The sequence below is a fragment of the Mycoplana sp. BE70 genome (assembly GCF_031455855.1).
In the GTDB taxonomy this organism is placed as follows: Bacteria; Pseudomonadota; Alphaproteobacteria; order Rhizobiales; family Rhizobiaceae; genus Mycoplana.
In genome coordinates this window covers 44214-69609 of record NZ_JAVDTM010000011.1, presented here as the reverse complement: position 1 = coordinate 69609, position 25396 = coordinate 44214, and the positions used below count along the sequence as shown (strand labels likewise).

The 25396-nt window shown below is 59.8% G+C and carries 25 protein-coding genes and 1 pseudogene; 18 read left to right on the top strand and 8 right to left on the bottom strand.

The window, feature by feature from the left end:
* Nucleotides 1-150: 150 nt before the first annotated feature.
* The 8 genes from cyoA (at nt 151) to xth (ending at nt 6015) form a co-directional block, all read left to right on the top strand.
* Nucleotides 151-1089, top strand: coding sequence for a ubiquinol oxidase subunit II (gene cyoA, locus J2Y48_RS19785; protein ID WP_310421412.1), 939 nt, complete (start codon nt 151-153; stop codon nt 1087-1089).
* Nucleotides 1090-1091: 2 nt separating this feature from the next.
* Nucleotides 1092-3104, top strand: coding sequence for a cbb3-type cytochrome c oxidase subunit I (locus J2Y48_RS19780; protein WP_310421410.1), 2013 nt, complete (start codon nt 1092-1094; stop codon nt 3102-3104).
* Nucleotides 3101-3796: a cytochrome c oxidase subunit 3 gene (locus J2Y48_RS19775; RefSeq protein WP_310421408.1), complete on the top strand. Its 696-nt coding sequence runs from the start codon at nt 3101-3103 to the stop codon at nt 3794-3796. The genes J2Y48_RS19780 and J2Y48_RS19775 overlap by 4 nt, the downstream gene beginning before the upstream one ends.
* Nucleotides 3793-4212 carry a cytochrome o ubiquinol oxidase subunit IV gene (gene cyoD, locus J2Y48_RS19770; protein ID WP_310421406.1) on the top strand — a complete coding sequence of 140 codons (420 nt, stop codon included), beginning with the start codon at nt 3793-3795 and terminating at the stop codon, nt 4210-4212. The genes J2Y48_RS19775 and cyoD overlap by 4 nt, the downstream gene beginning before the upstream one ends.
* A 54-nt stretch (nt 4213-4266) precedes the next feature.
* A complete protein-coding gene (locus J2Y48_RS19765; RefSeq protein WP_310421404.1) occupies nt 4267-4458 on the top strand; it encodes a hypothetical protein in 192 nt (63 codons plus the stop codon).
* Nucleotides 4459-4618: 160 nt separating this feature from the next.
* Nucleotides 4619-4912, top strand: coding sequence for a hypothetical protein (locus tag J2Y48_RS19760; protein ID WP_310421403.1), 294 nt, complete (start codon nt 4619-4621; stop codon nt 4910-4912).
* A gap of 147 nt (nt 4913-5059) precedes the next feature.
* Nucleotides 5060-5239, top strand: coding sequence for a hypothetical protein (locus J2Y48_RS19755; protein WP_310421401.1), 180 nt, complete (start codon nt 5060-5062; stop codon nt 5237-5239).
* Entirely contained in the window at nt 5236-6015 is a 780-nt protein-coding gene (gene xth / locus J2Y48_RS19750; protein ID WP_310421399.1) for an exodeoxyribonuclease III, read from the top strand. Before J2Y48_RS19755 ends, xth begins: the two co-directional genes overlap by 4 nt.
* A 26-nt stretch (nt 6016-6041) precedes the next feature.
* Here xth and dinB read toward each other — a convergent pair whose 3' ends face one another.
* Both dinB and J2Y48_RS19740 read right to left on the bottom strand, forming a co-directional pair.
* Nucleotides 6042-7133, bottom strand: coding sequence for a DNA polymerase IV (dinB, locus tag J2Y48_RS19745; protein WP_310421397.1), 1092 nt, complete (start codon nt 7131-7133; stop codon nt 6042-6044).
* 17 nt (nt 7134-7150) lie between these two features.
* Nucleotides 7151-9220: an ATP-dependent helicase gene (locus tag J2Y48_RS19740; protein WP_310421395.1), complete on the bottom strand. Its 2070-nt coding sequence runs from the start codon at nt 9218-9220 to the stop codon at nt 7151-7153.
* A 214-nt stretch (nt 9221-9434) separates the two neighbouring features.
* On the opposite strand from J2Y48_RS19740, the gene J2Y48_RS19735 reads away from it, so the two are divergent.
* From J2Y48_RS19735 to J2Y48_RS19715, 5 genes and pseudogenes are all read left to right on the top strand, one after another.
* On the top strand, nt 9435-10193 hold the full coding sequence (locus J2Y48_RS19735) for an ImuA family protein (RefSeq protein ID WP_310421393.1): 759 nt from the start codon (nt 9435-9437) through the stop codon (nt 10191-10193).
* Nucleotides 10111-11460, top strand: a complete 1350-nt coding sequence (locus tag J2Y48_RS19730) for a DNA polymerase Y family protein (RefSeq protein WP_310421391.1) — start codon at nt 10111-10113, stop codon at nt 11458-11460. Before J2Y48_RS19735 ends, J2Y48_RS19730 begins: the two co-directional genes overlap by 83 nt.
* Nucleotides 11457-14720: an error-prone DNA polymerase gene (locus tag J2Y48_RS19725; protein WP_310421389.1), complete on the top strand. Its 3264-nt coding sequence runs from the start codon at nt 11457-11459 to the stop codon at nt 14718-14720. Before J2Y48_RS19730 ends, J2Y48_RS19725 begins: the two co-directional genes overlap by 4 nt.
* Before the next feature lie 526 nt (nt 14721-15246).
* Nucleotides 15247-16356 (top strand): flavodoxin family protein, encoded by a 1110-nt coding sequence (locus J2Y48_RS19720; protein ID WP_310421387.1) that lies wholly within the window; start codon nt 15247-15249, stop codon nt 16354-16356.
* A gap of 148 nt (nt 16357-16504) precedes the next feature.
* A pseudogene (locus J2Y48_RS19715) lies at nt 16505-16820 on the top strand (exodeoxyribonuclease III); the annotation flags it as partial.
* Nucleotides 16821-16843: 23 nt separating this feature from the next.
* Here J2Y48_RS19715 and J2Y48_RS19710 read toward each other — a convergent pair.
* Nucleotides 16844-17659 carry a hypothetical protein gene (locus J2Y48_RS19710; RefSeq protein WP_310421385.1) on the bottom strand — a complete coding sequence of 272 codons (816 nt, stop codon included), beginning with the start codon at nt 17657-17659 and terminating at the stop codon, nt 16844-16846.
* A 395-nt stretch (nt 17660-18054) separates the two neighbouring features.
* On the opposite strand from J2Y48_RS19710, the gene J2Y48_RS19705 reads away from it, so the two are divergent.
* The 3 genes from J2Y48_RS19705 (at nt 18055) to J2Y48_RS19695 (ending at nt 20001) form a co-directional block, all read left to right on the top strand.
* Nucleotides 18055-18921: a Ku protein gene (locus tag J2Y48_RS19705; RefSeq protein ID WP_310421383.1), complete on the top strand. Its 867-nt coding sequence runs from the start codon at nt 18055-18057 to the stop codon at nt 18919-18921.
* Nucleotides 18922-18925: 4 nt separating this feature from the next.
* Nucleotides 18926-19738 (top strand): Ku protein, encoded by an 813-nt coding sequence (locus J2Y48_RS19700; protein ID WP_310421381.1) that lies wholly within the window; start codon nt 18926-18928, stop codon nt 19736-19738.
* Nucleotides 19739-19878: 140 nt separating this feature from the next.
* Nucleotides 19879-20001 (top strand): hypothetical protein, encoded by a 123-nt coding sequence (locus tag J2Y48_RS19695; RefSeq protein WP_310421379.1) that lies wholly within the window; start codon nt 19879-19881, stop codon nt 19999-20001.
* 211 nt (nt 20002-20212) lie between these two features.
* Here the strand turns inward: J2Y48_RS19695 and J2Y48_RS19690 are convergent, their stop codons facing one another.
* Nucleotides 20213-20386, bottom strand: a complete 174-nt coding sequence (locus tag J2Y48_RS19690; RefSeq protein WP_310421377.1) for a hypothetical protein — start codon at nt 20384-20386, stop codon at nt 20213-20215.
* A gap of 239 nt (nt 20387-20625) precedes the next feature.
* Here J2Y48_RS19690 and J2Y48_RS19685 point away from each other — a divergent pair, with 239 nt between their 5' ends.
* Both J2Y48_RS19685 and J2Y48_RS19680 read left to right on the top strand, forming a co-directional pair.
* Nucleotides 20626-20934: a type II toxin-antitoxin system RelB/DinJ family antitoxin gene (locus tag J2Y48_RS19685; protein ID WP_310421375.1), complete on the top strand. Its 309-nt coding sequence runs from the start codon at nt 20626-20628 to the stop codon at nt 20932-20934.
* Nucleotides 20931-21224, top strand: a complete 294-nt coding sequence (locus J2Y48_RS19680) for a type II toxin-antitoxin system RelE/ParE family toxin (protein ID WP_310421373.1) — start codon at nt 20931-20933, stop codon at nt 21222-21224. Before J2Y48_RS19685 ends, J2Y48_RS19680 begins: the two co-directional genes overlap by 4 nt.
* Before the next feature lie 125 nt (nt 21225-21349).
* Here J2Y48_RS19680 and J2Y48_RS19675 read toward each other — a convergent pair whose 3' ends face one another.
* The 4 genes from J2Y48_RS19675 to J2Y48_RS19660 form a co-directional block, all read right to left on the bottom strand.
* Complete coding sequence (locus tag J2Y48_RS19675) at nt 21350-21772, bottom strand: GNAT family N-acetyltransferase (RefSeq protein ID WP_310421371.1); 423 nt, start codon at nt 21770-21772, stop codon at nt 21350-21352.
* Between the two features lie 345 nt (nt 21773-22117).
* Nucleotides 22118-23662: a DHA2 family efflux MFS transporter permease subunit gene (locus J2Y48_RS19670; protein ID WP_310421369.1), complete on the bottom strand. Its 1545-nt coding sequence runs from the start codon at nt 23660-23662 to the stop codon at nt 22118-22120.
* Nucleotides 23646-24152, bottom strand: coding sequence for an isoprenylcysteine carboxylmethyltransferase family protein (locus J2Y48_RS19665; RefSeq protein ID WP_310421367.1), 507 nt, complete (start codon nt 24150-24152; stop codon nt 23646-23648). Before J2Y48_RS19665 ends, J2Y48_RS19670 begins: the two co-directional genes overlap by 17 nt.
* Complete coding sequence (locus J2Y48_RS19660; RefSeq protein ID WP_310421365.1) at nt 24149-25201, bottom strand: type III polyketide synthase; 1053 nt, start codon at nt 25199-25201, stop codon at nt 24149-24151. The genes J2Y48_RS19665 and J2Y48_RS19660 overlap by 4 nt, the downstream gene beginning before the upstream one ends.
* Nucleotides 25202-25396 lie beyond the last annotated feature (195 nt).

Here is a 25396-nt window from a genome sequence, read left to right as displayed (position 1 = left end):
TTATGCGCAATCCGGATCTCTTCGTTCAATCCACACGAAGAGCTCTGGATATTGAGCGGGACGCCGCCACTTCGGACATGCCGGTGCTCGGACACCGTGCCACGAATCTCAACCACACTTGCAGTTTTCTCGGCGGTGGAGCGTGCCCAAATGAGGGTGGTCGAGGTGAATCGCGAGACAATCTCGACGCACCGCCTGCGAGTGTGCCGGTGCTCGATCTTCGCCCTGTTGAGTGCCGGTTTAACATCGTGCTCCGGCATCCTGGCTCCGATCGGGCCAGTCGGAGAGGGGAATGCGGAGATCCTGATCGACGCGACGGTGGTGATGCTTGTCATCGTCATCCCCACCATCATCCTGGCTTTTTGGGTGGCGTGGCGATACCGAGCTTCCAACACCGCTACCGAGTATCTGCCGTACTGGTCGTATTCGGGACGAATTGAGGCAGTCGTCTGGTCGATTCCGATCCTGACGATCATGTTTATCGGCGGCCTGATCTGGATCGGCTCCTACAGGCTGGACCCCTTCCGACCTCTTCCCTCCAAGAACCCGGCCCTAGAGGTGCAGGTTGTATCGCTCGACTGGAAATGGCTTTTTATCTATCCCCAGCAGGGTATCGCAACGGTCAACCAGCTTGTTATGCCAGTTGGCACCCCAGTCCATTTCTCGATCACATCGGCTAGCGTCTTCAATGTCTTCTTTGTTCCGCGCCTGGGTTCGATGATCTATGCGATGCCGGGCATGGTGTCCGAGTTGCATTTGCAGGCGGACAGGGCGGCGCAAATTGTAGGGCTGTCGGCCCAGTTCTCCGGTGACGGCTTTTCCGACATGGATTTTGAAGTTCGGAGCCTCCCGGATGCGGAATTCGGCCCCTGGGTCGATGGCATCCGCGCTACCGGACCAACTTTGGACCAGGCAGCCTATTCGGAACTGCTGAAGCAGAGCCAGCGCGTTCCGCCGTCAGCTTACCGAGCCGCCGATCCAGGCCTCTTCCACGCCATCGCCACCCAGCAAATACCACCGGGATCAGGCCCACATCCTGGCGCTCCGGGACACGCGGGGCGTGAAGTGTCCACAGGAGGGAGTGATTGATCATGTTCGGGAAGCTCGATCTATCCGCAGTCCCACTGTCCGAGCCTATCCCGTTGATCACCTCGGCCGTCGTAATCCTCATCGGCCTGGGGGTGGTTGCCCTGATTACCGTGCGGGGCTGGTGGCCCTATCTCTGGCACGACTGGATCACGAGCGTCGACCACAAACGAATTGGCATCATGTACTGCACTCTTGGCCTCGTCATGCTGATCAGAGGTTTCGCGGATGCGATCATGATGCGCACCCAGCAGGCAGTGGCAATCAATGCGGAGGGCTATCTACCGCCGGAGCACTACAACCAGATATTCACCGCTCACGGGACGATAATGATCCTGTTCGGTGCCATGCCGCTGGTCCTTGGCTTCATAAACTATCTGGTTCCGCTACAACTCGGCGTCCGCGATGTGGCTTTTCCCACGTTCAATTCGGTAGGCTTCTGGCTGACTGCAAGTGGGGCTCTGCTCGTCAACATTTCGCTTCTGATCGGTGAGTTCGCCCGCACCGGATGGTTGCCATATCCGCCCCTGAGCGAAACGACCTACTCGCCAGGCGTCGGCGTCGACTATTACCTCTGGGCGGTGCAAATCTCTGGAATTGGCACCCTCATCACCGGGATCAACATCGTCACCACGGTCCTGAAGATGCGCTGCCCTGGAATGAGCTATCTGCGGATGCCAGTCTTCACCTGGACGGCTCTTGCGTCGTGCCTGTTGATCGTCGCCGTTTTTCCAGTCCTGACTGCCACACTGGCGATGCTGACTTTGGATCGGTACGTCGGGTGGCACTACTTCACCAATACCGCAGGTGGGAACCCGATGATGTTCGTGAACCTGATCTGGGCGTGGGGGCACCCAGAAGTTTACATCCTGATCCTGCCAGCCTTTGGCATCTTCTCGGAAATTTTTTCAACCTTTTCGGGCAAGCCTCTCTTTGGCTACCGCTCCATGGTCGCTGCCACCCTGTTCATCTGTGTAGTCTCCATGCTTGTGTGGTTGCATCACTTCTTCACCATGGGCGCGGGAGCGGCGGTCAACACGTTTTTCGGCATTTCCTCGAGCATCATAGCGGTCGGCACGGGGGTGAAGATCTACAACTGGATCTTCACTATGTACGGCGGCCGCGTTCGGTTCGAAGTCCCAATGCTATGGTCAATGGGCTTCATTTTCACCTTTATCATCGGCGGCCTGACCGGCGTTCTCCTGGCTATCCCGCCAGCGGACTTCGTTACACATAACTCGATGTTCCTGGTGGCGCACTTTCATAACGTCATCGTCGGCGGCGTCGTGTTCGGACTGTTCGCAGGGGCAGAGTTCTGGTTTCCAAAGGCCTTCGGTTTCAGGCTTTACGCTGGTTGGGGCAAGGTCGCCTTCTGGTGTGCCTTTCTCGGCTTCTGGGTGACCTTCACGCCGTTGTACATCCTTGGGCTGGAGGGAATGACGCGACGGCTGCAGCACATCAACGTCCCTGAATGGGGGCCTTGGCTCTATGTCTCCGTGATCGGCGTAGCAATACTTGTCGTCGGAGTGATCGCGCAGGTGGTGCAACTCGTCCTAAGCATCCGGGATCGTGAACTGTTGCGTGATGTAACGGGCGACCCATGGGACGGGCGCTCACTGGAATGGGCCACGCCTTCTCCGCCGCCGTTTTTCAATTTCGCGGTCATGCCGAACGTCGAGGGGGAGGAGGCCTACTGGGGCATCAAGCTGCGCGCCATCGAAACCCAACAACTGGCCCCGGAGCCCAAGTACGCTCCGATCGAGATGCCTGTTCACAGCCCGGTTGGCATCTATACGGCGTTCTTCGCCACCGTCTTCGGATTTGCGATGATCTGGTACATCTGGTGGCTCGCTATCGTTGCCCTGATCGCCGCCTTCGCGGGTTTTGTCGTGTTCGCCTGGCGCGATGTCCACGAGTTCGAAGTGCCTGCAGAAGAGGTCGCACGCGCTGAACGGGCTCGCAGAGCTGCGCGGGAGGCTCTATTGCGGCGACTATCCGAAGAGGGCGCGCTGCCATGACCGACACAGGACTCCCTGCAAGCGTCGAAGCCATCCGCCGCGTCCGCGAGGACCCGCACCGTCTCGGCCACCGTGCTCACGGGCCTGCCGAAATCATCGCAGGCGCGGGCCACGGAATGACAGGGCCAGCCAGCAAGCGCATCATCGTCGGTTACGGTTTCTGGATCTACCTTCTGAGCGATATCGTTGTGTTCTCCTGTTTCTTCGCAGCGTTTGCGGTCCAGCGGGGAGCAACAGCCGGCGGCCCCACGATTGACCAGATCGTCGAAGTGCCCCGGGTCGCGATGCAGACTGCGGTGCTGCTCCTGTCGAGCTACACCTGCATGCTGTCGTTCGCTGCCACGAACGCGCGGAGCCAGCTTTGGACCCAGATATTCCTGGCCGCCACAGGAATTTTGGGGCTCGTGTTCATTCTTCTCGAACTGCAAGAGTTCGCCGAACTGGTGCAACGCGGAATTACGCCACAGCGGAGCGGGATGCTGACATCTTTCTTCGGCCTCGTGGGCCTACATGGATTGCATGTGTCGGTGGGCCTGTTGTGGCTCGCGACCATGATGGCGCAAATTGTGGTGAAGGGCTTTCGTCGAGAGATCGTTCACCGGTTAATCTGCTTCAACCTCTTTTGGCATGCTCTCGATATCGTCTGGATCGGCATTTTCACGATCGTCTACCTGATGGGGGTGGGCCAATGAGCAATCTTGCATCTGACGAGGACCGCCCCACCGGGATTCTGGATGACAGAGAGGACCATTCTCCCGGCGACGAACCGCTGGAGGACACCGGCCACTGGGTGCGCAACGCTAATCTAGGCCTAACCCTGTCAATCCTGCTCACCGTCGGGGCGTTCCTACTCGCAGGCACGAACATTATCTATGGCCCGTCCGTGCCAATCGCGTTGATTGTGCTCGCGATCGCTCAGATGGGCGTCCACCTGGTGTTCTTTCTCCACATCACGACCGGACCGGACAATACAAACAATGTATTGGCGCTCGCCTTTGGCGTCCTGGTGGTCTTCCTTATCGTGATCGGTTCGATCTGGATTATGGATCACCTGATGCAGAACATGAGCCCGACGCGTATGGAAGACATGATGCAGATGCAGCCGTGAGGGTTTGCCGCTGTAGTATGAATTGCCTGATATCGACGCGAAATAGTCACTTCCATGGGCGCGATCGAGATCCCGCTGGCGTCGGAACGAGGTCGCATTGCAATTCTGGCTCAGCAAAATCGGTCACTGCATGAGGTGGCCGAGCTCGAAGTACTGGAAGCGGCCACGGCGGGGCCTGGGCGGCTGCTCGTCGCCCAGCGCTACGCGTCCTCGATTCCGATCAGGCAAAGGCTTTTCGTCTGCTAGCTGAACGTGGTGGGCATTCCTCCATTTCAAGTAGTGCTGCTGAAGCTTGTCCCGAATATGCCTACACAGATAACCGTTAGGCCGCGCTCAAGTATCGCCTATCGCCACCGGCGGGAAGCGGTGGTACCGCCGCGTCATTGCTGGGTTGAATAGGGAACCTATGACAACGCTGTTTGTTACCTCCGACATTGGAGGTATCGATATGGAACCCCGCAGACCTGGCGAGAGCCGCGACATTCAACCAGAAATTCCCGATGAGTCCGCGGCAGAAGACGCGCTGGCTCCCCATAGCCTTCCGTCAACGGAAGAAATCGACGATGCCGCCAGTGCTGATGGCACCGAAAGTCCCGATGATCCGTACCAAGATAGCGATGAAGCGCTACCAGATGACGTTGAGGAACGAGCGATCGCTCAAAACCCTTCACGACAAGAGGGGTGGTTCGGAGACACCTGAGCTGGTGCTGAAGAGCAAGGACTTCACGCAGTCAAACTCAAGCGGATGCAGGCGTCACGGAAGACGCGCGGAGATATAGTTGTTGACCTACAGCTGTAAACTTTCCGCTCCGCGCGTTTGTCCAGTAACCGCGAAACGGAGGCAATGATGTCAAAGCGAGAACTGATCGATACCGGCACAGACAAACGTTATGTTCGCCGTTACGAAGACGGCAAGTTCAAGGAGTCGGTTGATGTCGGCCGGTCGCTTTCGTCCGACAAGCGCCGTGCCGCGAAGCACGATGCAAAGCCAGGAGAGGGCGACAGGGGCGATCGTAAGCAGCGGTGAAGGTCGCGACCTACAATGTCAATGGCGTGAATGGCCGTCTGGACGTGCTGCTGCGGTGGCTGAAGCGGGCATCGCCGAATATCGTTTGCCTTCAAGAACTGAAGGCACCGGATGCGAAGTTCCCCGCCAAAGCCATCGAGGCCGCTGGCTACGGGGCGGTCTGGCACGGGCAGAAGAGTTGGAATGGCGTCGCCATCCTTGCTAAGGAAAAAGAGCCGTTGCTGACCCGAAAAGGCTTGCCGGGCGACCCTGATGACACCCACAGCCGCTACATCGAAGCAGCCGTCGACGGCTTAGTGATTGGGTGTCTGTATCTGCCGAATGGTAATCCCTATCCAGGTCCCAAGTTCAGCCACAAGCTCGCCTGGTTTGATAGGCTGACTGCCTACGCGGCCGAACTTCTCAAACTAAAGGTCCCAGTGGTTCTCGCTGGCGACTACAACGTCATGCCGACGGAGCTGGATGTCTACAAGCCTGAACGCTGGCTCGACGACGCCCTGTTCCGCGTCGAGGTCCGCGAGGCGTTTCGTCGTCTCGTCGACCAAGGGTGGACGGATGCACTAAGGGAACTGCACCCGGGCGAACGCATCTACACGTTCTGGGACTACTTCCGAAATGCCTTTGCGAGGGATGCGGGGCTCAGTCCGCAACTCGCTGCAAGGCTGGCGAGGGCCGGGGTCGACAAGGAGGTCCGCGGATGGGAGCACACCAGCGATCATGCCCCCACATGGGTCGAGCTGTCTGATGCCCCTGACAAAGAGGAATCGAAAAAATGAGATCGGCTGTTCACCAACACTGACGGTCAATTTTGTAGTGACAGTTTGAGTTGCTCATTTTGTGAATGGCTGGTTTCAAATGACGAGAGCGTCACGCCCAGCAGACGAATGGCCTTCGAGAACGGATAGATCGCCTCCAGCAGCGCGCTTGCAATGCCCAGCATTTCGGATTCGTCGGAAAACGATCTGGGAATCGTTCGGCTGCGCGTGATCTGCCGAAAATTTGAGTACTTGACCTTGAGGGTGACAGTCTTTGCCGACAGCTGATGGCTCTCGCAATACTGCCAGACCTTGCTGACGAGCGGCGCAAGCTCGTCTTGCGCACGGGCCAGTTCCGAGATGTCCTGTGCAAAGGTGTCCTCGGCACCGACGGATTTTCGCTCGCGATCGGGTTCGACCTGTCGGTTGTCGATTCCGCGGGCAATTCCATAAAAGTATGGCCCCGATTTGCCAAAATGCTCGCTGAGGAACGCGAGCGACCTCGCCCTGAGGTCCGCGCCGGTCTCGATCCCCAACCGCAGCATCTTCTCTGCCGTCGCCGGACCGACGCCATGAAACCTCTTCACCGGCAGGGTCTCGACGAAGGCCGGGCCATTCTTCGGGGTGATCACCGCCTGGCCGTTCGGCTTGTTCAGGTCGCTCGCCATCTTGGCCAGGAACTTGTTGTAGGAGATCCCTGCCGACGCGTTCAGTCCTGTGACCTCCCTGATGCGCGTACGGATCTCCAGCGCGATGTCGGTCGCGATCGTCATGCCCTTTAGGTTGTTGGTAACGTCCAGATAGGCCTCGTCGAGCGACAGCGGCTCGATCAATGGCGTGTAGTCCGCGAAGATCGCCCTGATCTGTTGCGAGACGGCGCGGTAGACCTCGAAGCGGGGCTTCACGAAAATAAGCTCGGGACATTTACGGGCCGCCGTTACCGACGGCATGGCCGAACGGACACCGAACTTGCGTGCCTCGTAACTCGCCGCTGCGACGACACCGCGGGCAGCGGAACTGCCGACGGCAACGGGCTTGCCGCGCAAATCCGGACTGTCCCGCTGTTCGACAGACGCATAGAAGGCATCCATGTCCACGTGGATGATCTTGCGGACCGGCTTGGCTGGATCGCCGAGCAAGACTTGTCCTTTCCAGCTCACTTCCACATCGACCGCATCCGGGCCGCGACATCGATCCGCACCTGTCGGGCACTGCGCTCGCTGGCGCTTGCCGCCGCCTTCGGCCAACTCGTCACCTCGAAAAACTGCAGGAGGGTGGCGGGAATAAACCGCGTCCGTGACGCGTAGACGTGTCGATCGCCGTGGCTGTTCTGACCGTGGGTGAAGAAGCGTTGCGGAGTTATAAGCGCCAGGCTGTCGCGCGCCCTGGTCATCCCGACGTAGAGCAGCCGCCGCTCTTCCTCCAGTTCGGCGGTCGTGCCCGCGCCGAGGTCGGAGGGGATGCAGCCATCGACAACGTTCAGCATGAACACCGAGCGCCACTCCTGTCCTTTGGCGGAGTGGATGGTCGAGAGGATGAGATAGTCCTCATCGAGCAGCGGAACGCCTGCCTGGTCGCTGGTGGCGTCGGGCGGATCAAGAGTGAGTTCGGTCAGGAACCGCTCCCTGCTGGGATAGCCAGCCGCAATCTGCTCGAGCTGCAGGAGGTCTGCCTTGCGGGTGTCGGCGTCTTCGTGGATCCGATCGAGATGAGGCTCGTACCAGGCACGGGCCGTGGCGATCTCCGCAGGCCAGCCACCGCCTGCCTTCCTCAGACCGGAAAGCAGGGTAACGAAGGCGGTCCAGTCCTCACCCGTCTTCGGCGGCGGCGGGATCTCGGCGAGAGAAAGCAGGGGCTCGGGGTCGGCGGAAATAGTGTCGAGGATTTTCCCGGCCGTTTGCGGGCCGATGCCAGGCAACATCTGGAGAATCCGAAACCCGGCGACGCGGTCACGCGGGTTCTGGGCGAACCGCAGCACGGCGAGCAGATCCTTCACATGGGCGCTGTCCAGGAACTTCAGCCCCCCAAATTTGACGAAGGGAATGTTGCGGCGAGTAAGTTCCACCTCGAGCGCGCCGCTGTGGTTCGATGAGCGGAACAGCACGGCCTGCTGCTTGAGCGTGATGCCGACCTCGCGGTTGGCCAGCACCTGCTCGACGATGTAGTTGGCCTGATCGGTTTCGTCCTTCACGCTGACGAGAAGGGGGCGCTGTTCCGATTGCCGATCCGTCCAGAGGTTCTTCGTGAAGCGCTCGCGGGCCAGATCGATGACGCCATTTGCCGCCGCAAGGATCGGCTGCGTAGAGCGATAGTTGCGGTCGAGCGTGATGACATCCGCAGGCTTGGGCGAGAACTCATTCGGGAAGTCGAGAATGTTGCGGACGGTTGCCGCACGGAAGGAATAGATCGATTGCGCGTCGTCGCCAACGACAGTCAGGCCGCACCCTCCTGGTTTCAGCGCCATTAGGATCGATGCCTGCAGCCGGTTGGTGTCCTGGTACTCGTCGACGAGCACGTGGTCGAAGCGATTGCCGATGTCGTCGGCGAGCTCCGGATCGGAAACCGTCTGCGCCCAGTAGAGAAGCAGGTCATCGTAGTCGAGGACGTTTTGCGCCTGCTTGGCCTCGACATAGCCTGCAAAGAGTTCCCTGAGCTGTGCCTCCCATCCCGCCACCCACGGGTAGGCCGCCTTGAGCACGTCCGTGATCGAGCTCTCCGAATTGACGACACGCGAATAGATCGCAAGGCATGTGCCTTTCGTCGGAAAGCGGCTCTCGGTCTTCGACAGGCCGAGTTCGTGGCGAACGAGGTTCATCAGGTCGGCGCTGTCTTCCCGGTCATGGATCGTGAAATCAACGTTGAGACCGATCTGCTCGGCATATATCCGGAGCAGTCGTGCCCCGATGCCGTGGAACGTGCCCGACCATGCAAGGGCATCGGTCATGATCGCTGCATTGTCGCCGAGCACCTGCCGACAGATGCGTTCGACGCGTCGCGCCATTTCCGATGCGGCTCGGCGCGAAAACGTCATCAGCAGGATGCGGCGCGGATCGGCCCCGTTGACGATCAGATGTGCAACCCGATGCGCCAGCGTGTTGGTCTTGCCGGATCCGGCACCCGCGATGATCAGCAGCGGGCCGCCAAGCACGGCATCCGGTAGTCCAACACCGTGCTCGACCGCCTCACGCTGGCGGTCGTTCAGTTTTTCCAGATAGGTCGCGCTCATTTGCCCCCACGCGGATAAGAAAAAATTCCTGTTCTCGACCGCTGCCGTATCTATCTGACGAACTTGGCAAATCACCGAGTGGTCGGCGACCAATGACGTCGAATGCCACGTTTGGCGAGCGCAGGTCCGATTGACTCGCTCGGACAATCGGAACAAAAACGGAACGCATCAGTTCCGATCCACGCTGAAAACCCCAGGGAGGCTCTTTAGCGCCGTGTCTTCGTTGGCGATCAATCCGGTTATTGCCGAATTGCGAGAACGCATCGCCGGGCTCGAGAACGGCAATGCCCGCGCACGCAAGGTGCTGCCGTTCGGCGCGCCGGGAATCGATCAGGGGCTGCCAGGCGGCGGTCTTGCCTTTGGCGCGCTCCACGAGGTGGCAGGCGGCGGAAGCGGGACCGTCGACGGGGCGGCCGCCGCGCTGTTCGTCGCTGGGATCGCTGCGCGCGCGGAAGGCAAGTGTCTCTGGTGCCTGACACGGCCTGACCTGTTTTTTCCCGCTCTTTCGCAGGCAGGCCTCCATCCTGATCGGGTCACCTTCTGCGAGAGCGACCGGGAGGATGACGTGCTTTCAGCGATGGAGGAGGGCCTCTCCTTTGGTGGGTTGGCAATGGTCGTTGCAGAACTCGTTAGATTGCCGATGACGGCTTCCCGCCGTTTGCAGCTTGCTGCCGAGAAGTCAGGCTCGATGGGGATCGTTCTGCGGCGTTGGCGGCGGCAAAACGAGGCCTCGGACTATGGCCAGCCGACGGCATCGACCACGCGGTGGAGGATCAGCGTGTTGCCGTCCGATCCGCTGCCAGTGGCGGGCGTTGGCAGGGCGAGGTGGCTGGCGGAACTGATACGCGTGAAGGCGGGCGAGTGCGCCGAGTTTGAAATTGGAGCCCCCGATGCCAAGGGTCGTGTCTGTCTACTTCCCGTACCTGACCACGGATCGGATCAGGCGATCTGGCGCAGAAGCCATACCGGTTGAACAACCGCTGGCAGTCGTCTCGAAAAGTGGCTCCAAGCGGTGGCTCTCGGCGGTGGACCGCACTGCCATCAGTCTCGGATTGTGGCTGGGGATGCCTGCGAGCAAGGCGCAGGCGATGGTGGCCAATCTTGCCATGGTCGACGCCGCGCCTGCGGAGGACGCGGCCACCCTGAAGCGTTTGGCGCTTTGGATGCTTCGACAGTACAGCCCCGTGGTGGCCGTCGATGGAACAGAAGTGACCGTTGTCCCGACTGGCAGTGTCGGGAAGGCGGTGACCGGGCTTCCCGTGCACGCGCTCAGGCTTCCTGCCGAGACCGTTCAGGCGCTGCGAACCTTTGGTGTCGAAACTGTCGGCCAGTTGTCTGCGATGCCCCGCGCGCCAATGGCATTGCGTCTCGGCCCAGAGCCGGCCCGTCGGCTCGACCAGATGTTCGGGCGTCTCGCGGAGCCGATCGAACCGATGCGGACCCCCGAACTCGTCGAGGTGTCGAGGAATTTCCCCGAGCCGATCGGTGCCGCCGAGACGATTGCCAAATACACCCGTCGCCTCGTCGGCAAGTTGTCCGCGCGGCTGGAGCGGCAAGGATTGGGTGTCCGTCGATGCGATCTCGTTTTCCAGCGGGTCGACAACACCCGTCAGCATCTGCGTGCGGGGCTGGCCAAACCCGTTCGCGATCCCGGTCGCATATCCAAGCTTCTTTGCGATCGCATTGAGACGATCGATCCGGGATTCGGGATCGAGAAGATGACTCTGCTTGCGCTGATGGTCGAACCGCTTGAGGAACGTCAGGTCGCATCCTCGCTGATCGAAGAGAGCGTGGTCGACCTCGCGCCACTCGTCGACATCCTCGGAAACAGGGGGCATCGGCTTTATCGCGTTGCGCCAGTCGCCTCCGACGTGCCCGAGCGTTCGGTGAAGCGCATCGCACCCACGTCTCCGGATCGAGCTGAGACCTGGGTGGCTAAGTGGTCGAGGCCATCCCGATTGCTCGCCAATCCCGAACCGATCGAGGTCGTCGCGCTGCTTCCCGATCACCCGCCGGCGGCGTTCACCTGGCGGGGAAAGAGACGCAAGGTCAAACGTGCCGATGGACCTGAACGCATCTTCGGAGAGTGGTGGCTTCGCCCGAGGGAACTACAGGCTGTTCGCGACTACTTCGTTGTCGAGGACGAGCTCGGCGAGCGCTTCTGGGTCTATCGGGCGGGAGACGGCGTGGACCTGGGAACAGGCTCGCAGCGCTGGTTTCTGCATGGAATCTTCGGATGAGCTACGCCGAGCTACAGGTCACGACGCACTTTTCGTTCCTGCGCGGAGCGAGCTCCGCCGAGGAACTGTTCGCGACCGCCGCCGCTCACGGCATATCGGCGCTTGGGATCGTCGACCGAAACAGTCTCGCGGGCATCGTGCGGGCGTGGGAGGCCGCCAAGGCGACTGGCGTGCGGCTCGTCGTCGGATGCCGCCTTGATCTGTCCGACGGCATGTCGGTCCTCGTCTATCCGATGAACCGTTCGGCCTATTCCAGGCTTTGCCGCCTGCTGTCCTTGGGCAAGGGTCGCGGCGGCAAGGGCAACTGCATTCTCGACTTCGCCGACCTGTCGGATCATGCCGAGGGGCTGCTGGCAGTCCTGGTGCCTGACGAAGCCGATGAGGCCTGCGGGATGCAGTTGCGGCGCATGGCGGACCTGTTCGCGGATCGCGCCTATGTCAGCCTTTGCCTGCGCCGCCGACCGAACGACAGGCTCCGCCTGCACGAGATCTCCACGCTGGCGGGTAAATTCAAAGTGAAGACGGTGGTGACGAATGACGTGCTCTTCCATGAGCCGTCGCGTCGGCAATTGCAGGATGTTGTGACCTGCATTCGCAGTAGGACGACTATTGACGATGTCGGCTTCAATCGCGAGCGCCATGCGGACCGCTATCTGAAGGCCGCCGATGAAATGCATCGCCTGTTCGGTGACTATCCTGAGGCGTTGGCCAGAACCCAGGAAATCGTCAGCCGCTGTTCGTTCGATCTCGCCGAACTGCAATACCAGTATCCGGAAGAAGCGATCGTTCCCGGTCTCGACGCGCAACAGTCGCTGACGAAGTTCACCTGGGAAGGTGCCGCGGTTCGCTATCCCGAGGGAATTCCCGACAAAGTTCGCAAGTCGGTCCTCCATGAACTCGAGCTGATCCGGACCATGAAGTACGCGCCGTATTTTTTGACCGTGTACAGCATTGTCCGGTTCGCGCGATCGCAAGGCATTCTCTGTCAGGGCCGGGGATCGGCCGCAAACTCCGCCGTCTGCTACTGCCTCGGCATCACGTCGATCGATCCCGACACCAACGACCTGTTATTCGAGCGGTTTGTCAGCCAGGAGCGCAACGAACCCCCTGACATCAACGTCGACTTCGAGCACGAGCGGCGCGAGGAGGTGATCCAGTGGATCTACGACACCTACGGTCGATCCAAGGCGGCACTCTGCTCCACCGTGACTCGATATCGGGCGAAGGGTGCGCTGCGGGATGTCGGCAAGGCGCTCGGTCTGCCGGAGGACCTGATCGCGCAGCTCTCATCGGGCGTCTGGGGCTGGTCGAAGGAAGGGGTATCGGAAAAGCAGCTCAAGGAGAACAATCTCAATGCCTCAGACTATCGTCTTCGCCTGACACTTGAACTCGCCCAGCAGCTCATGGGCGCACCCCGTCACCTTGGCCAGCATCCCGGCGGCTTCGTGCTGACGCAAGATCGGTTAGACGACCTCGTGCCGATCGAGCCCGCGCGCATGGATGATCGCCAGGTGATCGAATGGGACAAGGACGACATCGACGCGCTGAAGTTCATGAAGGTCGATGTCCTGGCGCTCGGCATGCTGACCTGCATGGCCAAGGCATTCGCATTGATGGCCGAGCACAAGGGCGACGAGCGAGATCTGGCGTCGATCCCGCAGGAAGACCCGGCCACCTATGCGATGATCCGCAAGGCCGACACGCTCGGCACCTTCCAGATCGAAAGCCGTGCGCAGATGTCGATGCTGCCGCGCCTGAAACCGCGGACCTTCTACGATCTCGTCATCCAGGTGGCGATCGTCCGTCCCGGCCCGATCCAGGGCGACATGGTGCATCCCTATCTTCGACGTCGGGAAGGCAAGGAGAAGGTTGAGTATCCGACGCCCGAGCTTGAAGCCGTGCTGTCGAAGACGCTTGGCGTTCCGCTTTTCCAGGAATCGGCGATGAAGGTCGCAATGGTCTGTGCGGGGTTTTCGGCGGGAGAGGCAGACCAATTGCGAAGGGCAATGGCGACCTTCAAGTTCACGGGCGGGGTCTCGAAGTTCAGGGATAAGCTGATTACCGGGATGGTGGGTAACGGGTATTCGGCAGAATTTGCTGAGAAGACCTTCAGCCAGCTCGAGGGTTTCGGCAGCTATGGCTTTCCGGAAAGCCACGCCGCGTCGTTCGCCCTGATCGCCTATGCCTCGAACTGGGTGAAATGCCACCACCCTGACGTCTTCTGCGCAGCGCTTTTGAACTCGCAGCCGATGGGCTTCTACGCCCCTGCGCAGATCGTTGCCGATGCTAAGGCCCATGGCGTCCAGGTTCGACCTGTGTGTGTCAACCGCTCTCGCTGGGACTGCACGCTCGAGCCCGTGGAGGGATCGGAGCGGTTTGCGGTTCGCCTCGGCATGCGGATGGTAAAGGGGTTGTCGACCGCTGATGCCGCGAGGATCGTGGCGGCACGCGCAGATGATCCCTACGTGTCTGCCGATGATCTCTGGCGACGTTCCGGGGTCCCAACGGCGTCGCTGGTCAGGCTGGCGGAAGCTGACGCCTTTCTTCCGTCGCTGAAGCTCGATCGCCGAAACGCCCTGTGGGCGATCAAAGCCTTGCGTGACGAGCCGCTTGAACTCTGGGCCGCGGCCGCAGAACGCGAGGCGAGATCGATCGCTGAAATCCAGGAGCCTGAAGTTTCCCTGGCATCGATGACCGAGGGCAGGGAGGTCGTCGAGGACTATGCCCATATTGGCCTTTCGCTTCGCCAGCATCCGGTTTCGTTCCTGCGGCAGGATTTGAACAGCAAAGGCATCGTCACTTGCGCGCAGGCTGCCGCCGAGAGGGATGGTCGCTGGCTGATGGCGGCCGGGCTCGTGCTTGTGCGACAGCGCCCAGGCTCGGCGAAGGGCGTGATGTTCATGACGCTGGAAGACGAGACGGGCATTGTGAACGCGGTCATCTGGCCGAGCCTGTTCGAGCGGCAACGGCGACTGGTTCTTTCGTCGTCTGTGCTCGCGATCAACGGCAAGATCCAGCGGGAAGGCGATGTGGTTCATTTGGTGGCGCAGCGTCTGTTCGACCTGTCCGCAGACATGGGAAAGCTGGGTGAAAAAGACAGTGCGTTCCCAATGGTCCATGGACGCGGCGACGAGTTGGCGCATGGAAACGGCGCGCCGGATTCGCGGGATCGAAAGTTGGGCTCGCCTCCTGCACGAGACATCTACATCCCCGATCTCCATATCGACACGCTGAAGGTGAAGTCGAGAAACTTTCACTGACGGCAGAGCCGCTGGGCCGGGATAATCAGCGCCAAACCTATGAGAAACCAGTTTTACATTGACGAGTCAGCATCCACGAAACAAGCCCCCGGAGGCATAGGTGTCCTGACCTTGATCTGCCCTCGGAAGGCTGGATCCGGGCCTTGGCCAGCGGGGTTCGCGCAAAGCCAACGAAGGCAAAAGCGAGTAGCGTTCTAACTTAGTAATATAACCAGATGTATTGAGCCCTATAGCCGACGCGCGGGTCCCGCAGCAACTTCCGCCGAGACACTGAGAGAGCCGGAGAAGCAAACGCGCGAATATCGGAACGACAAGCGGTCATCGGTCCTGGTCCGCTTTCCCGTTTCGGTCATTCAGAGCTCCTGAAAGCCGACAACCTGCTGGGCGTGATCGCGTCCAGACGCCTTGTGATAGCATGAGGATGTCTTTCGACCTCCCTGCGACATCATCGATGGTAGGAAGCGACGCATTCGCGAAACTTTGCTTCCCCGCGGCGGTTCCTACCACACCATGGAGGACGACACACATGCCACCAAGCGAGAACGCACCCCAATTCGACCCTATCCTGACGCCCCGCAAAGGAATGCCGAGTCCAAGGCTTGATGAGGCTGAATTCCGAAGCCGCTACCGGCAACTGTTCGAAGACCCAGCCTTCGAACACCTGAAATCAGAGATCGATTCAGTGACGGATGCCGCGTGGGACGCCTACAAGAACTCGCGCAAAAGCCCGTACACTCGGAAGGCGGGACCCGGATATGATGATCCAGAGTACGACTTATCGGTCGATTGGATCGCTGCGAAGGATGCTATCGACGAGGCGCAAAAACGGCACGACGACAAGTCAATCTTACCGCGCGTTCTGCTGATCAATGGCTCGTCCCGCAGCGAGCACACCTGTCCCGGCGAGGAGTCGAAATCGTACAGGATGGTGGAGATTGCTAGAAGTGCCATCGAAGCGGTCGGCGGCGTCGATGTCGATGTTCTGTCGCTGGAGCGGCTTGCGTCGGAGTATGGTCGTCATATCCATCCCTGCAAGGCCTGTTTCTCGACTTCCCCGGCGCTCTGTCACTGGCCCTGCTCGTGCTATCCCAACCACTCCCTCGGCCAGGTGCAGGATTGGATGAACGACATCTACCCGCTCTGGGTCGGCGCACACGGCATCATGATCGTGACCCCCGTGAACTGGTACAGCCCTTCGTCTCCGGTCAAACTCATGATGGACCGCCTTGTCTGTGCCGATGGAGGCAATCCTGACCCTTCGCGGACCCAGGGCAAAGACGCCGCGCTCGCAAAGATAATTGAAATGCAGGGTTGGGATTATCCGCGTCATCTCGCCGGACGTCTGTTCTCGGTCGTCGTGCATGGCGACACGGAAGGAGCAGAAAATACCCGTCGGGACCTCGCCGACTGGCTACGCTCGATGGAATTGGAGTCGGCCGGAGCACTCGCCGAGATCGACCGCTACATCGGATACTGGAAAGAATATGCGAAGGGGCATGCTGACTTCGACCAGGACCGGGCCATCCAGGCAGAGGTTAGAAACGCTGCGCTTACCTTGCGGGACGCAGTCCTCGCCAAGCGAGCCGGAAAGATGATTGTCGCAGGAACGGATGTCGATCAACCACGGAAGAAGTAACGCGTGAAGTCGGCCCGTTCAGAGGTCTCCTGCTGCATACCGCCCACCGTGCAAGTCGATCAAACATTCACGCGTGCCGAGGACCTACGGCGTTCCGCACGAAATCCGCGCAGAACAACACAGATTGCAGGTCGCCCGTCGTTATCCCAAGCCCGAACGCTGGCTCGACGACGCCCAGTTCCGCGTCGCGGTCCGCAAGGCGTTTCGTCGTCTTGTCGACCAAGGCGGAAACTGCACCCGGGCGAACGCATTTACACGTTCTGGGACTGCTTCCGAAATGCCTTCGCGAGGGATGCGGGCTCAGGATCGATCCCTTCCTGCTCGGTCCGCAACTCGCTGCAAGGCTGGCGCGGGCCGGGGTCGACAAGGAGGTGCGCGGATGGGAGCACTCCAGCGACCATGCCCCGACCTGGGTCGAGCTATCTGATGCCCTGACGAACGAAGAAATGCTCCAAAACAACTGACTTAACAGGATCACACACCGTCACTATCTGGAGGATGTCTCCCGCCTGCGCTCACGTGAACGGGCGAGTTTCCTGGCCGATCTTAGCTCCGCAAGCGTCGGCAGCCACCATCCCAGCCTTCGGTCGGGCTCGCTACGCACGGGCCAGGTGGAGACGAGTTCCTTCAAGGAGGGAAGCCTCCACGACGCCCATATGAAGTCCATTAGGCTGTTGGTCAGGTGCGGGTAGAAAGAGGAAAAGTCGGGGGTGGCGAGTTCACCCGAGATGTCTGTAAACAGGACGATTCCGTAAGTCTCGGTCGAGACGGGGCGATCCAATGGCGGAGGAAAGACGCTGGGAACCGGGTAGCGCCGAAGACGACGCTCGCGGGCCAGCATTCGCGCTTTGCGCTCTTCGTCGGAGCCGCGCAAGGTCAGGCGGCGGATTCTGCGCGCTTCGGGCTCATTGCGCTGAGCGGCGGCCTCGATGGTCGGCCACCGTTTGCGCAGATCTTCATAGGATCGGAAGGGCACCCGCCATAGCCGCAGTGTTTCATCCCAATGGGCCCACGGCACCTGACGCAGTTCACGGATCACCGTCCTCGAGTAAGGCGTGCGCACCCGCAGGTCGTCGGCAACTTCAATATACTGGCTGTCGATCGGCTCGAAGTCGTACGCATCTCTTCCTTTGTCGTCAGCAAATGCGTCGAGAGCGGAGGTCTGGCGATCAATCCAGTGCGCAATCCTTCTGTCGGCGGTCTTGCCGGGAACGAACCAGCTTCGCCGCTCATCGTCCCAGCGTGCTCTGGGGAAGCTCTCGCGGAACTGCTCGACGGTCGCGCGATCGTACGGGAAAGCCACGAAGGCTCCGGGTGGAGCTGAGGAGGTCGATGGGAGGTGTCGCATTGGAAGCCCCCTGTTTTCCTTGGAGAAGGAACGCTCCGGCGGGGCGCAGGTTCAGAACAACCAACAATGACGTGTGATGTCGCCTGCCGAGGTGATGCTTGCTATCGCCCGGCGGTCGGCCGACAATCACCATATAGCATACGGGCGTTGGGCTGAGGGCTTCGACCTCTTCCCCGAGGGGGCACCCCGCCCACAGCAGTCGAAGCGGTTTAGCCCGCACGTGCAGACCTGCGCACGAGACCCTGGAACCGGGAACAGATCATCGGCCCGCTTTTTGACACATTTTGATTCGGGAATCAGAGAAACCAAATGGCTTGCGCACCGTTTCTTGCTCCGTGGAGGTACCGAGTATGGCCCGGGCATTGTGGAAGGGATTTCTGACATTCGGGGCAATTACCTTCCCCGCCATCTTATACACCGCCGTGTCATCGGCGGAGCGGGTGAGTTTCAACATCCTCAACCGCAGGACGGGCAACAAGGTTCGTCGAGAATACGTCGACAGCGGTAGCGGAGAGCCCGTCGAACGTGACGCTCAGGTGAAGGGCTATGAGGTCGAGAAAGACCAACACATCATCATCGAACCGGATGAGATCGCCGCGATCGTTCCTGAGAGCGACAAGACCATACGCGTCTCCGACTACATTCCGAACTCGGAAATCGACACCGTTTTCCTCGACAAGTCCTACTACCTGATACCCGACAAGGCTGGAGAAGAGGCGTTCGTGCTGTTGCGTGACGCCTTGGTGCGCTCCGGCGTGGCGGCCATTGCCCACGCCGTACTGTTTCGCCGCTTGCGCACCCTTCTGATCCGTCCCCACGGCAACGGCCTGATCGCCTCGACCATGAACTTTGACTACGAGGTCAGATCCGCCGAAGAGGCCTTCGAGGACGCTCCCAAGGTTCACATTGAAGGCGAGATGCTCGATCTCGCGAAGCACATCATTGCGACCAAGAAAGGCACCTTCAATCCCAAGGAATTCGATGACCGCTACGATACCGCGCTGATGGAACTGGTGCAGGCCAAGGCGGAAGGCAGAACAATCAAGCCGCCGAAAGAACCGAAGGTGGAAGGCGTGAGCAGTCTGCTCGAGGCATTGCGGGAGAGCGTCGGCGTAACGGAAAAACGAAGGACGAGAACCACCGCCAAGTCGAGGGCGGCAGGCGCTGCAAAGACTGGACGGAAAACAGCGTCCGGCGAACGTAGAAAGGCTGGGTAGCACCATGGCTGTCCGTCCATACTGGAAAGGCTACCTGAAGCTATCGCTCGTCACGTGCCCAGTCGCGATGTCACCGGCGACGAGCGAGTCGGAAAAGGTCCGGTTTCACACCATCAACAGAGAGACCCACAACCGCGTCGTTTCCCACTACGTGGACAGCGTCACGGGCAAGGAGGTCTCCGACGAGGATGAGGTTAAAGGCTTTGACCGCGGCGGCGAGTACGTCCTTCTCGAGGACGACGAGCTGCAGGCCGTCAACCTCGAGAGCGTCAGAACGATCGAGATCAGTACCTTCGTTCCAAGGGAAACCATCGATTGGATCTGGCTGGACAAGGCGCACTACCTGGTGCCTGACGGCAAGGTCGGCGAAGATGCCTTCGCGGTCATCCGGGATGCAATGGCGGCCGAAGACGTCGTTGGAATTTCCCGACTTGTTATCGGACGCAGGGAGCATGCGATCATGCTGGAGCCGCGAGGCAATGGCATCGTCGTCTGGACCCTGCATTATGGCGATGAGGTGCGCGACGAGGACGAATATTTCGATCGCATCACGGCTGACACGGACCCCCAACTTCTCGAGGTCGCCCAGGAGGTGATCCAGGGGCAGACGAAGCACTGGTCGCCGTCGTTCGTGAAGGACCCGATGCAGGAGAACCTGCTGAAGATCATCGCCGCCAAGAAAAAGGGCCTGAAGAACGTCGTCAAGCCGATCGAGGTCCCGACTGCATCCAAGAGCAACGTGGTCGATCTGATGGCGGCGCTGAAAAAAAGCCTCGAAGGCGGCTCGAAGAAGTCGGAGGCCAAGGCGAAACGGTAGAACTGCGCCAGGCTTCGATGATCGGCAGCACGAGGAAGACCAGCCGACCGGCAACGTTAGAAAGCGGCGCCGCGAAAACTAAGCAGCATGCGGAACATCGGCGTACAATGTCGGTTGCCCTTTTTGGAAGGGAACCGGCAATGCCCACCGATCAAGAGACTTTGGACCTGATCGACCGCCATATCGCTGAAGCCGAACAACACATCGTTGACCAAGAGCGGCTGGTCACTCTTTTGGAACTGCACCACAACCGACGCGGTTAGGTTTCTCGACGTGCTGAATGAGTTCTTGCGGCTTCACCGGCTGCATAGCGAAAAGATCAAGGACCGGGCTGCGCATCGCGCCATGATGAATGACACATGCGCTCGGGCGTTGGAGCCGCTGAACAAGGTATGGGTTCAGGATCATTCGAGGGAAGGTGCTTGAACGTCATCGAAGGAGCGGCGAGGACAGGTTGCGCCGCTCAAGTGACGTTCAAGCGGTCACACAAACAAGCTCGCCTTTGAAAGGTTCCCGCGCGAGGATCTTTTGAGTATGTAAGGCCGGATATTCTCGAGCGCTCGCTTTGATGCGATCGGTGCGATGCGCACCTCGCAGAACTCCGAGTTTTCGTTGAAAATGACGTGATGAAAGATCTTGTTTGGTCATGCCCATTCCGTTTCTCTCGGCGCCATTGCCGAGGGCGAGCGGAAATAGGGAGCCCAGTTTTAAGAAAGAATGTATCGGACGCGTTACCTTGAGTGCTGGCGGTGCAGCAGTGGATGGGTTTCTGGCGGCAGCAGTGGCGGCGGTCGCTCCTCCAACAACGACGCGCCCCTCACCGGAGCATCTTTCTATGGAATTTGTCATTCGAATGCATTACTATGGCGTCAGATGTGGAGATAGCTATGGCCGCAAACGCACTTGTCCAAACACGCATCGATGCCGAAGTTCGGGATCGTGCCTCCGCGGTGCTTGAGAGCATGGGCCTTACGGTATCTGACGCGGTCCGTATCCTGCTCACCCGCACAGCCAACGAGGGCGCGCTGCCTCTCGAACTCCTTTCGGGAAGCGAGGCGCATGACGCGTGGTTTCGCGCAAAGGTGCTAGAGGCGCTGGCCGATACGCGACCGGACCTCTCGGACGATGAAGTGGAGAGACATTTTGCGCAACGTCGAGCGGCAGCTCGACTTAAGGCGGGCGCGTCCAAATCGTGAAGCTTACTTGGTCCGCTTTCGCGTTATCTGATCGCGATGCGGTCTTCACATATATCGAGGCAGATAATCCTTCTGCCGCCATCTTGATCGACGAGCGGATCGTGGCCGCGGTTCGCCGCTTGATCGACTTTCCTGCGAGCGGCCGCATTGGCAGAATTGCTGGTACGCGCGAACTTGTGATCAACGGGACGCCGTGCATCGTGGCGTATACCGTTAGCGAAACAACTGTTCGCATTATTCGCGTCCTCCATGGCGCCCAGGAATGGCCAGACTCTTTGCCGACCAGCTAAATCGTCTCGTATGAGTGGGCGGTGGTTCGAGTCCCTTCAAGTGCAGGGATGGTAGTTCGGGCGCCGGCCCAGTAGCAGACAATCGCGATACTGCGCTCAACGGCCGCTTCGCGCCCCAAAAGCGGTCAAACCGCGTCGACACGATAGGCCATACCCAGCGACCGTGGCGCAGTTTCCTCGAAACCGAACTTTTCATAAAGCGTGTTTGCGGGCACATCAGCGATCAGGCTGACATACGCCGAAGAAGGAAGTTTGTCTCCTATATGATCCATGATGGCCCTCATGATCGCCTTTCCGAGTCCACGCCCCTGGTGTTCGGGATCAACAGCAATGTCAACGACCTGAAAAAAGCAGCCTCCGTCTCCGATCAATCGTCCCATTCCGACTGCGACATCCGCGTGAAAAACCATTGCGGAAAAGATGGTACCCTGCAGCCCCTTGCCGGCGGCTTCCTCCGAAAACGGACTTAGCCCCGCCACTGCGCGAAGATGCAAATACTCTTTAACCGATGGGGTTCGAGCCACCATCGAATAGGCAGGCTGGTTCATTGGACTTCTCCTCTTCGTCTCGCCAGGACCTTGTCAACTTTCATGCTGGCGGCATGAGGCGTTGTCGACAAGCCGGTCGACCTTGTCCTAAGAGCACATCTGAAAGGTGAGCGCCACCTTGAGCACACCCGCGCCCACTATCGCCGCCGCCGTTACCGCAAATCCCAAGAACATCTTCCGCTTGGGGCCAATGTCAGACCTTGGCGGCAAGAACTCTAATGTCCGCTTTCCGTGTTGAGTGTCCTAGCAGCAGACGGTCGGCCACCGACCCGCAAGCAGCCGCTCGCGACTGAAGATGGTGGTTGCGGGAGCCCCACGCTCATGCCGCATCCTTTGCGGATGTGACTATTCTGCCGGACCGACGGGTTTCGCGAAGGGCAAGCACAGCATTGCACAAGCCGTCAGCATCGCAACAACCATCCATGCCTCGTTGATTGCCTGTACGGTCGCGGCCGTCTGCAGCAGTGGAGCGAGCAACGCCATTGTCGTTTCATCCAAACCATCCTTGTGTTCCACCATTGCTTGCAGCGGAACACCGATGAATGCGGCCACATCCGTGTCGCCCGCCTGCAGGCGCTCCAGAAGCGCGCGCCCGAGGGGCTCAGCGCGGGTATATATGATCGTGTCAATCAACGCGATGCCGATTGCGCCACCGAGATTCCGCATCAGGTTAAACAGCCCGCTTGCATCGGGAACCTTGTCCACCGAAAGTGTGCCAAGCGCCAGACGTGTTGGTGGCAGAAGACAAAACATGATAGCGACGCCGCGCACCACCTGCGGCCAGAACATCGCGTCGTAGTCGGAGCGTGGGTCTTGAAACGCGCTCATCGAGATGCCGATAGCAAATAGCGTAAAGCCCGCTGCCGACAGCAGACGGGCATCCAGTCGTTTCTCCAAGGCGACAGCGATTGGGGCTGTCAGTAACTGCGCAATCCCGGTTATCAGCATCGTCATGCCGATTTCGAATGCATTGTGCCCTCTGACGAAGGCGAGAAATACCGGCATGAGATAGACCGAGCCGAACAGCCCGATGCCGAGAATGAAGCTGAGGATCGACCCTGCCAGAAAGTTCCGATCGCCGAAATTGTTGAGCTCGACAAGCGGGCGTGGGCGATGCGTGGACCGCCAAACAAACGCCACTCCATCAACGACAAAAACGCCCAGCAAAGCCGCTACATAGGACGACGTCCAGCCGCTCGTGGGTGCCTCCTTCAGGGCAAGCTCCAATGAGGCTAGACTCATGGCCATCAGAACAAGAGACACGCCATCAAGATGGCGAAGTTCAGAAACCTCGATGCCTTGGCGCGGCAGAGATCGCACTGCGACCATGGCGGCAAGGATTCCCGGAACAACATTGATCAGAAACAGCCAGTGCCAGGAATAGGTCTCTGTCATCCAGCCGCCGACGACAGGCCCGACGGTAGGCGCGAGTACCGCGAGCACACCGGCAATCGTGGTGGCGATGGCCTGCCGCTCCTTGGGGAAGAGGATGAAGACGGCCGAAAAGACCGACGGGATCAGCGTTCCACCAGAAAAGCCTTGCAAAACGCGCCATGAAACGAGGCTACCGAAACTGCTACTCGCCGCGCAGCCGGCCGATGCAATGACGAACAGGGTCAAAGACAACGCGAACAGCCAGCGCATCGTCAGGAACCGAGTCAGAAATCCGGTCAACGGGATAGCGACGACTTCGGCGATGAGGTAGGCGGTCTGAATCCAACTCATCTGGTTGGGACTGATATCGAGAGCCGACTGGATGGTTGGAAGCGAAGTCGCAACCACCTGAACATCGAGTATGGCCATGAACATTCCGAGGCACATCGCCATAAATCCCGTCCACACCAGGACAGGGCCACTGGCAGAGTGCCTAATCTCAGACCTGTTCGGCATGGCTCAATCCTGAAAGGGCTGCGTTCTCTGCCCTAATCCGTATCGTCACCATCAGAGCGTTGGCGATCGAGAAGAGGAGCGCGTAGCGCGAGAGGCCAAAGCACATCGGTAGAACTGCAATCTCGCCTATCACCACAACGTAGTTCGGGTGCCGAAGGAAACGATAGGGGCCGGCAGTCACAAGCCTCTCTCCCGGCACCACGATGATCCGCGTCGTCCAGCGCCGGCCAAGCGTCGACAAGGTCCAAAGCCGCAAGTTCTGAAGTCCTGCAAACAAGGCCAGCCATTCCAGGTGCAGCGGCGTGTTCCACCCGAGAAGCCAGAGACCGGCTAGCCACGTGGCATGCAGAGCGACGATCGCCGGGTAATGCGACGCCCCCACCTCAACAGCTCCTTTTTGCAAAAGAGCATGGGTATTGCGTCTGGCGAGCCAAAGCTCTCCCAGCCTTTCGAAAGTCACCGCCGTTAGGAGCAGCGTAGACCACATCATGCCGCGGCCTTCAGGGACACGCAACTCAAGGTAAACCCAGGGCCCATAGCAGTCAGTAAGGTACGGCGCGGCAATCCGGCTGAGATAAGACGATCCAACACGAACAATGCCGTTGGCGCGGACATGTTTCCATAGTCTGACAGCACATCGCGCTCATGGTTCAGGGTTCCCTGACCGAGTGACAATGCGGTCTCCAGGGCATCTATGATCTTCGCGCCACCCGGATGGCAGGCGAACCTATCTATGTCCTCCAGCGTAAGGCCCGCGCGTTTTAGGACCGAAACTAGCGCGGGCCGAATGTTGGCCTCTGCGAAAGGCGGTATCGCGCGGTCGAATATAACACCGAAGCCCTCCGGATCGACGCTCCAGCCCATGATATCCAGCGTGTCGGGCCATGTGTACTGGCCGCTCATTTCGACCTCGGCGAGGCCGCCGCCAGTCGCGCTCAGGACACAAGCGGCGGCACCGTCACCGAAAAGCGCCGTGGCGACGATGTTGGCTTTCGTCAGTTTGTCCATCCGAAATGCCAGCGTGCAGGTTTCGACCGCCAGGAGCAGCACCACTGCCCCCGGACGGGAGGCCGCCAGTCGCGAGGCGATCGACAATCCCGAGACGCCGCCGGCACAGCCTAACCCGAAGACAGGAACCCGTTCGACATTGGCGCGGAACCCCATTTGCCGGCTTACCCGTGCTTCCAAACTTGGTGTGGCAATGCCGGTCGACGACACGGTCACGATGGTATCCACATCGGCTGCGGTCATGCCTGCCAAGGTCAGTGCGTTGCTGGCCGCGGAGACGAACAAGGCGCTCGCCCCTTCGAGGTAAGCATTGTTCCGTTCGACCCAGCCAGTCGTGCGCAAATACCAATCGATTGGACGCACGACGTAGCGCTGACGAATCCCCGAACTTTCGAAAACTTTCGCCAGCCGCTCAAAGTCGGCAAAGCGAGAGGAGAAAGCTTCATGTGAGGCGAGTGCCGCCTCACGCTGGTCAATAACATAGGGCGGCACGGCCGTGCCAATGGACCAAAGCTTTACGGACTGTACCATCGACCGTCCTCCGGGACGCGCTTCAGGGGCTTGGGCCCGCAGCGCCGGGGCAGGTCCGATAGGGAAACGCCGTGATCTCTTGGAAGTTGCACCTCCCAATGATTGAGTGGGCTCAACCAAGGCTTCGAGATGATCCGGCTGCGCCGAAGTCCGCAACCGAAAAAAGATTGGGTCGCGGATTCGCAGTCGCTGACC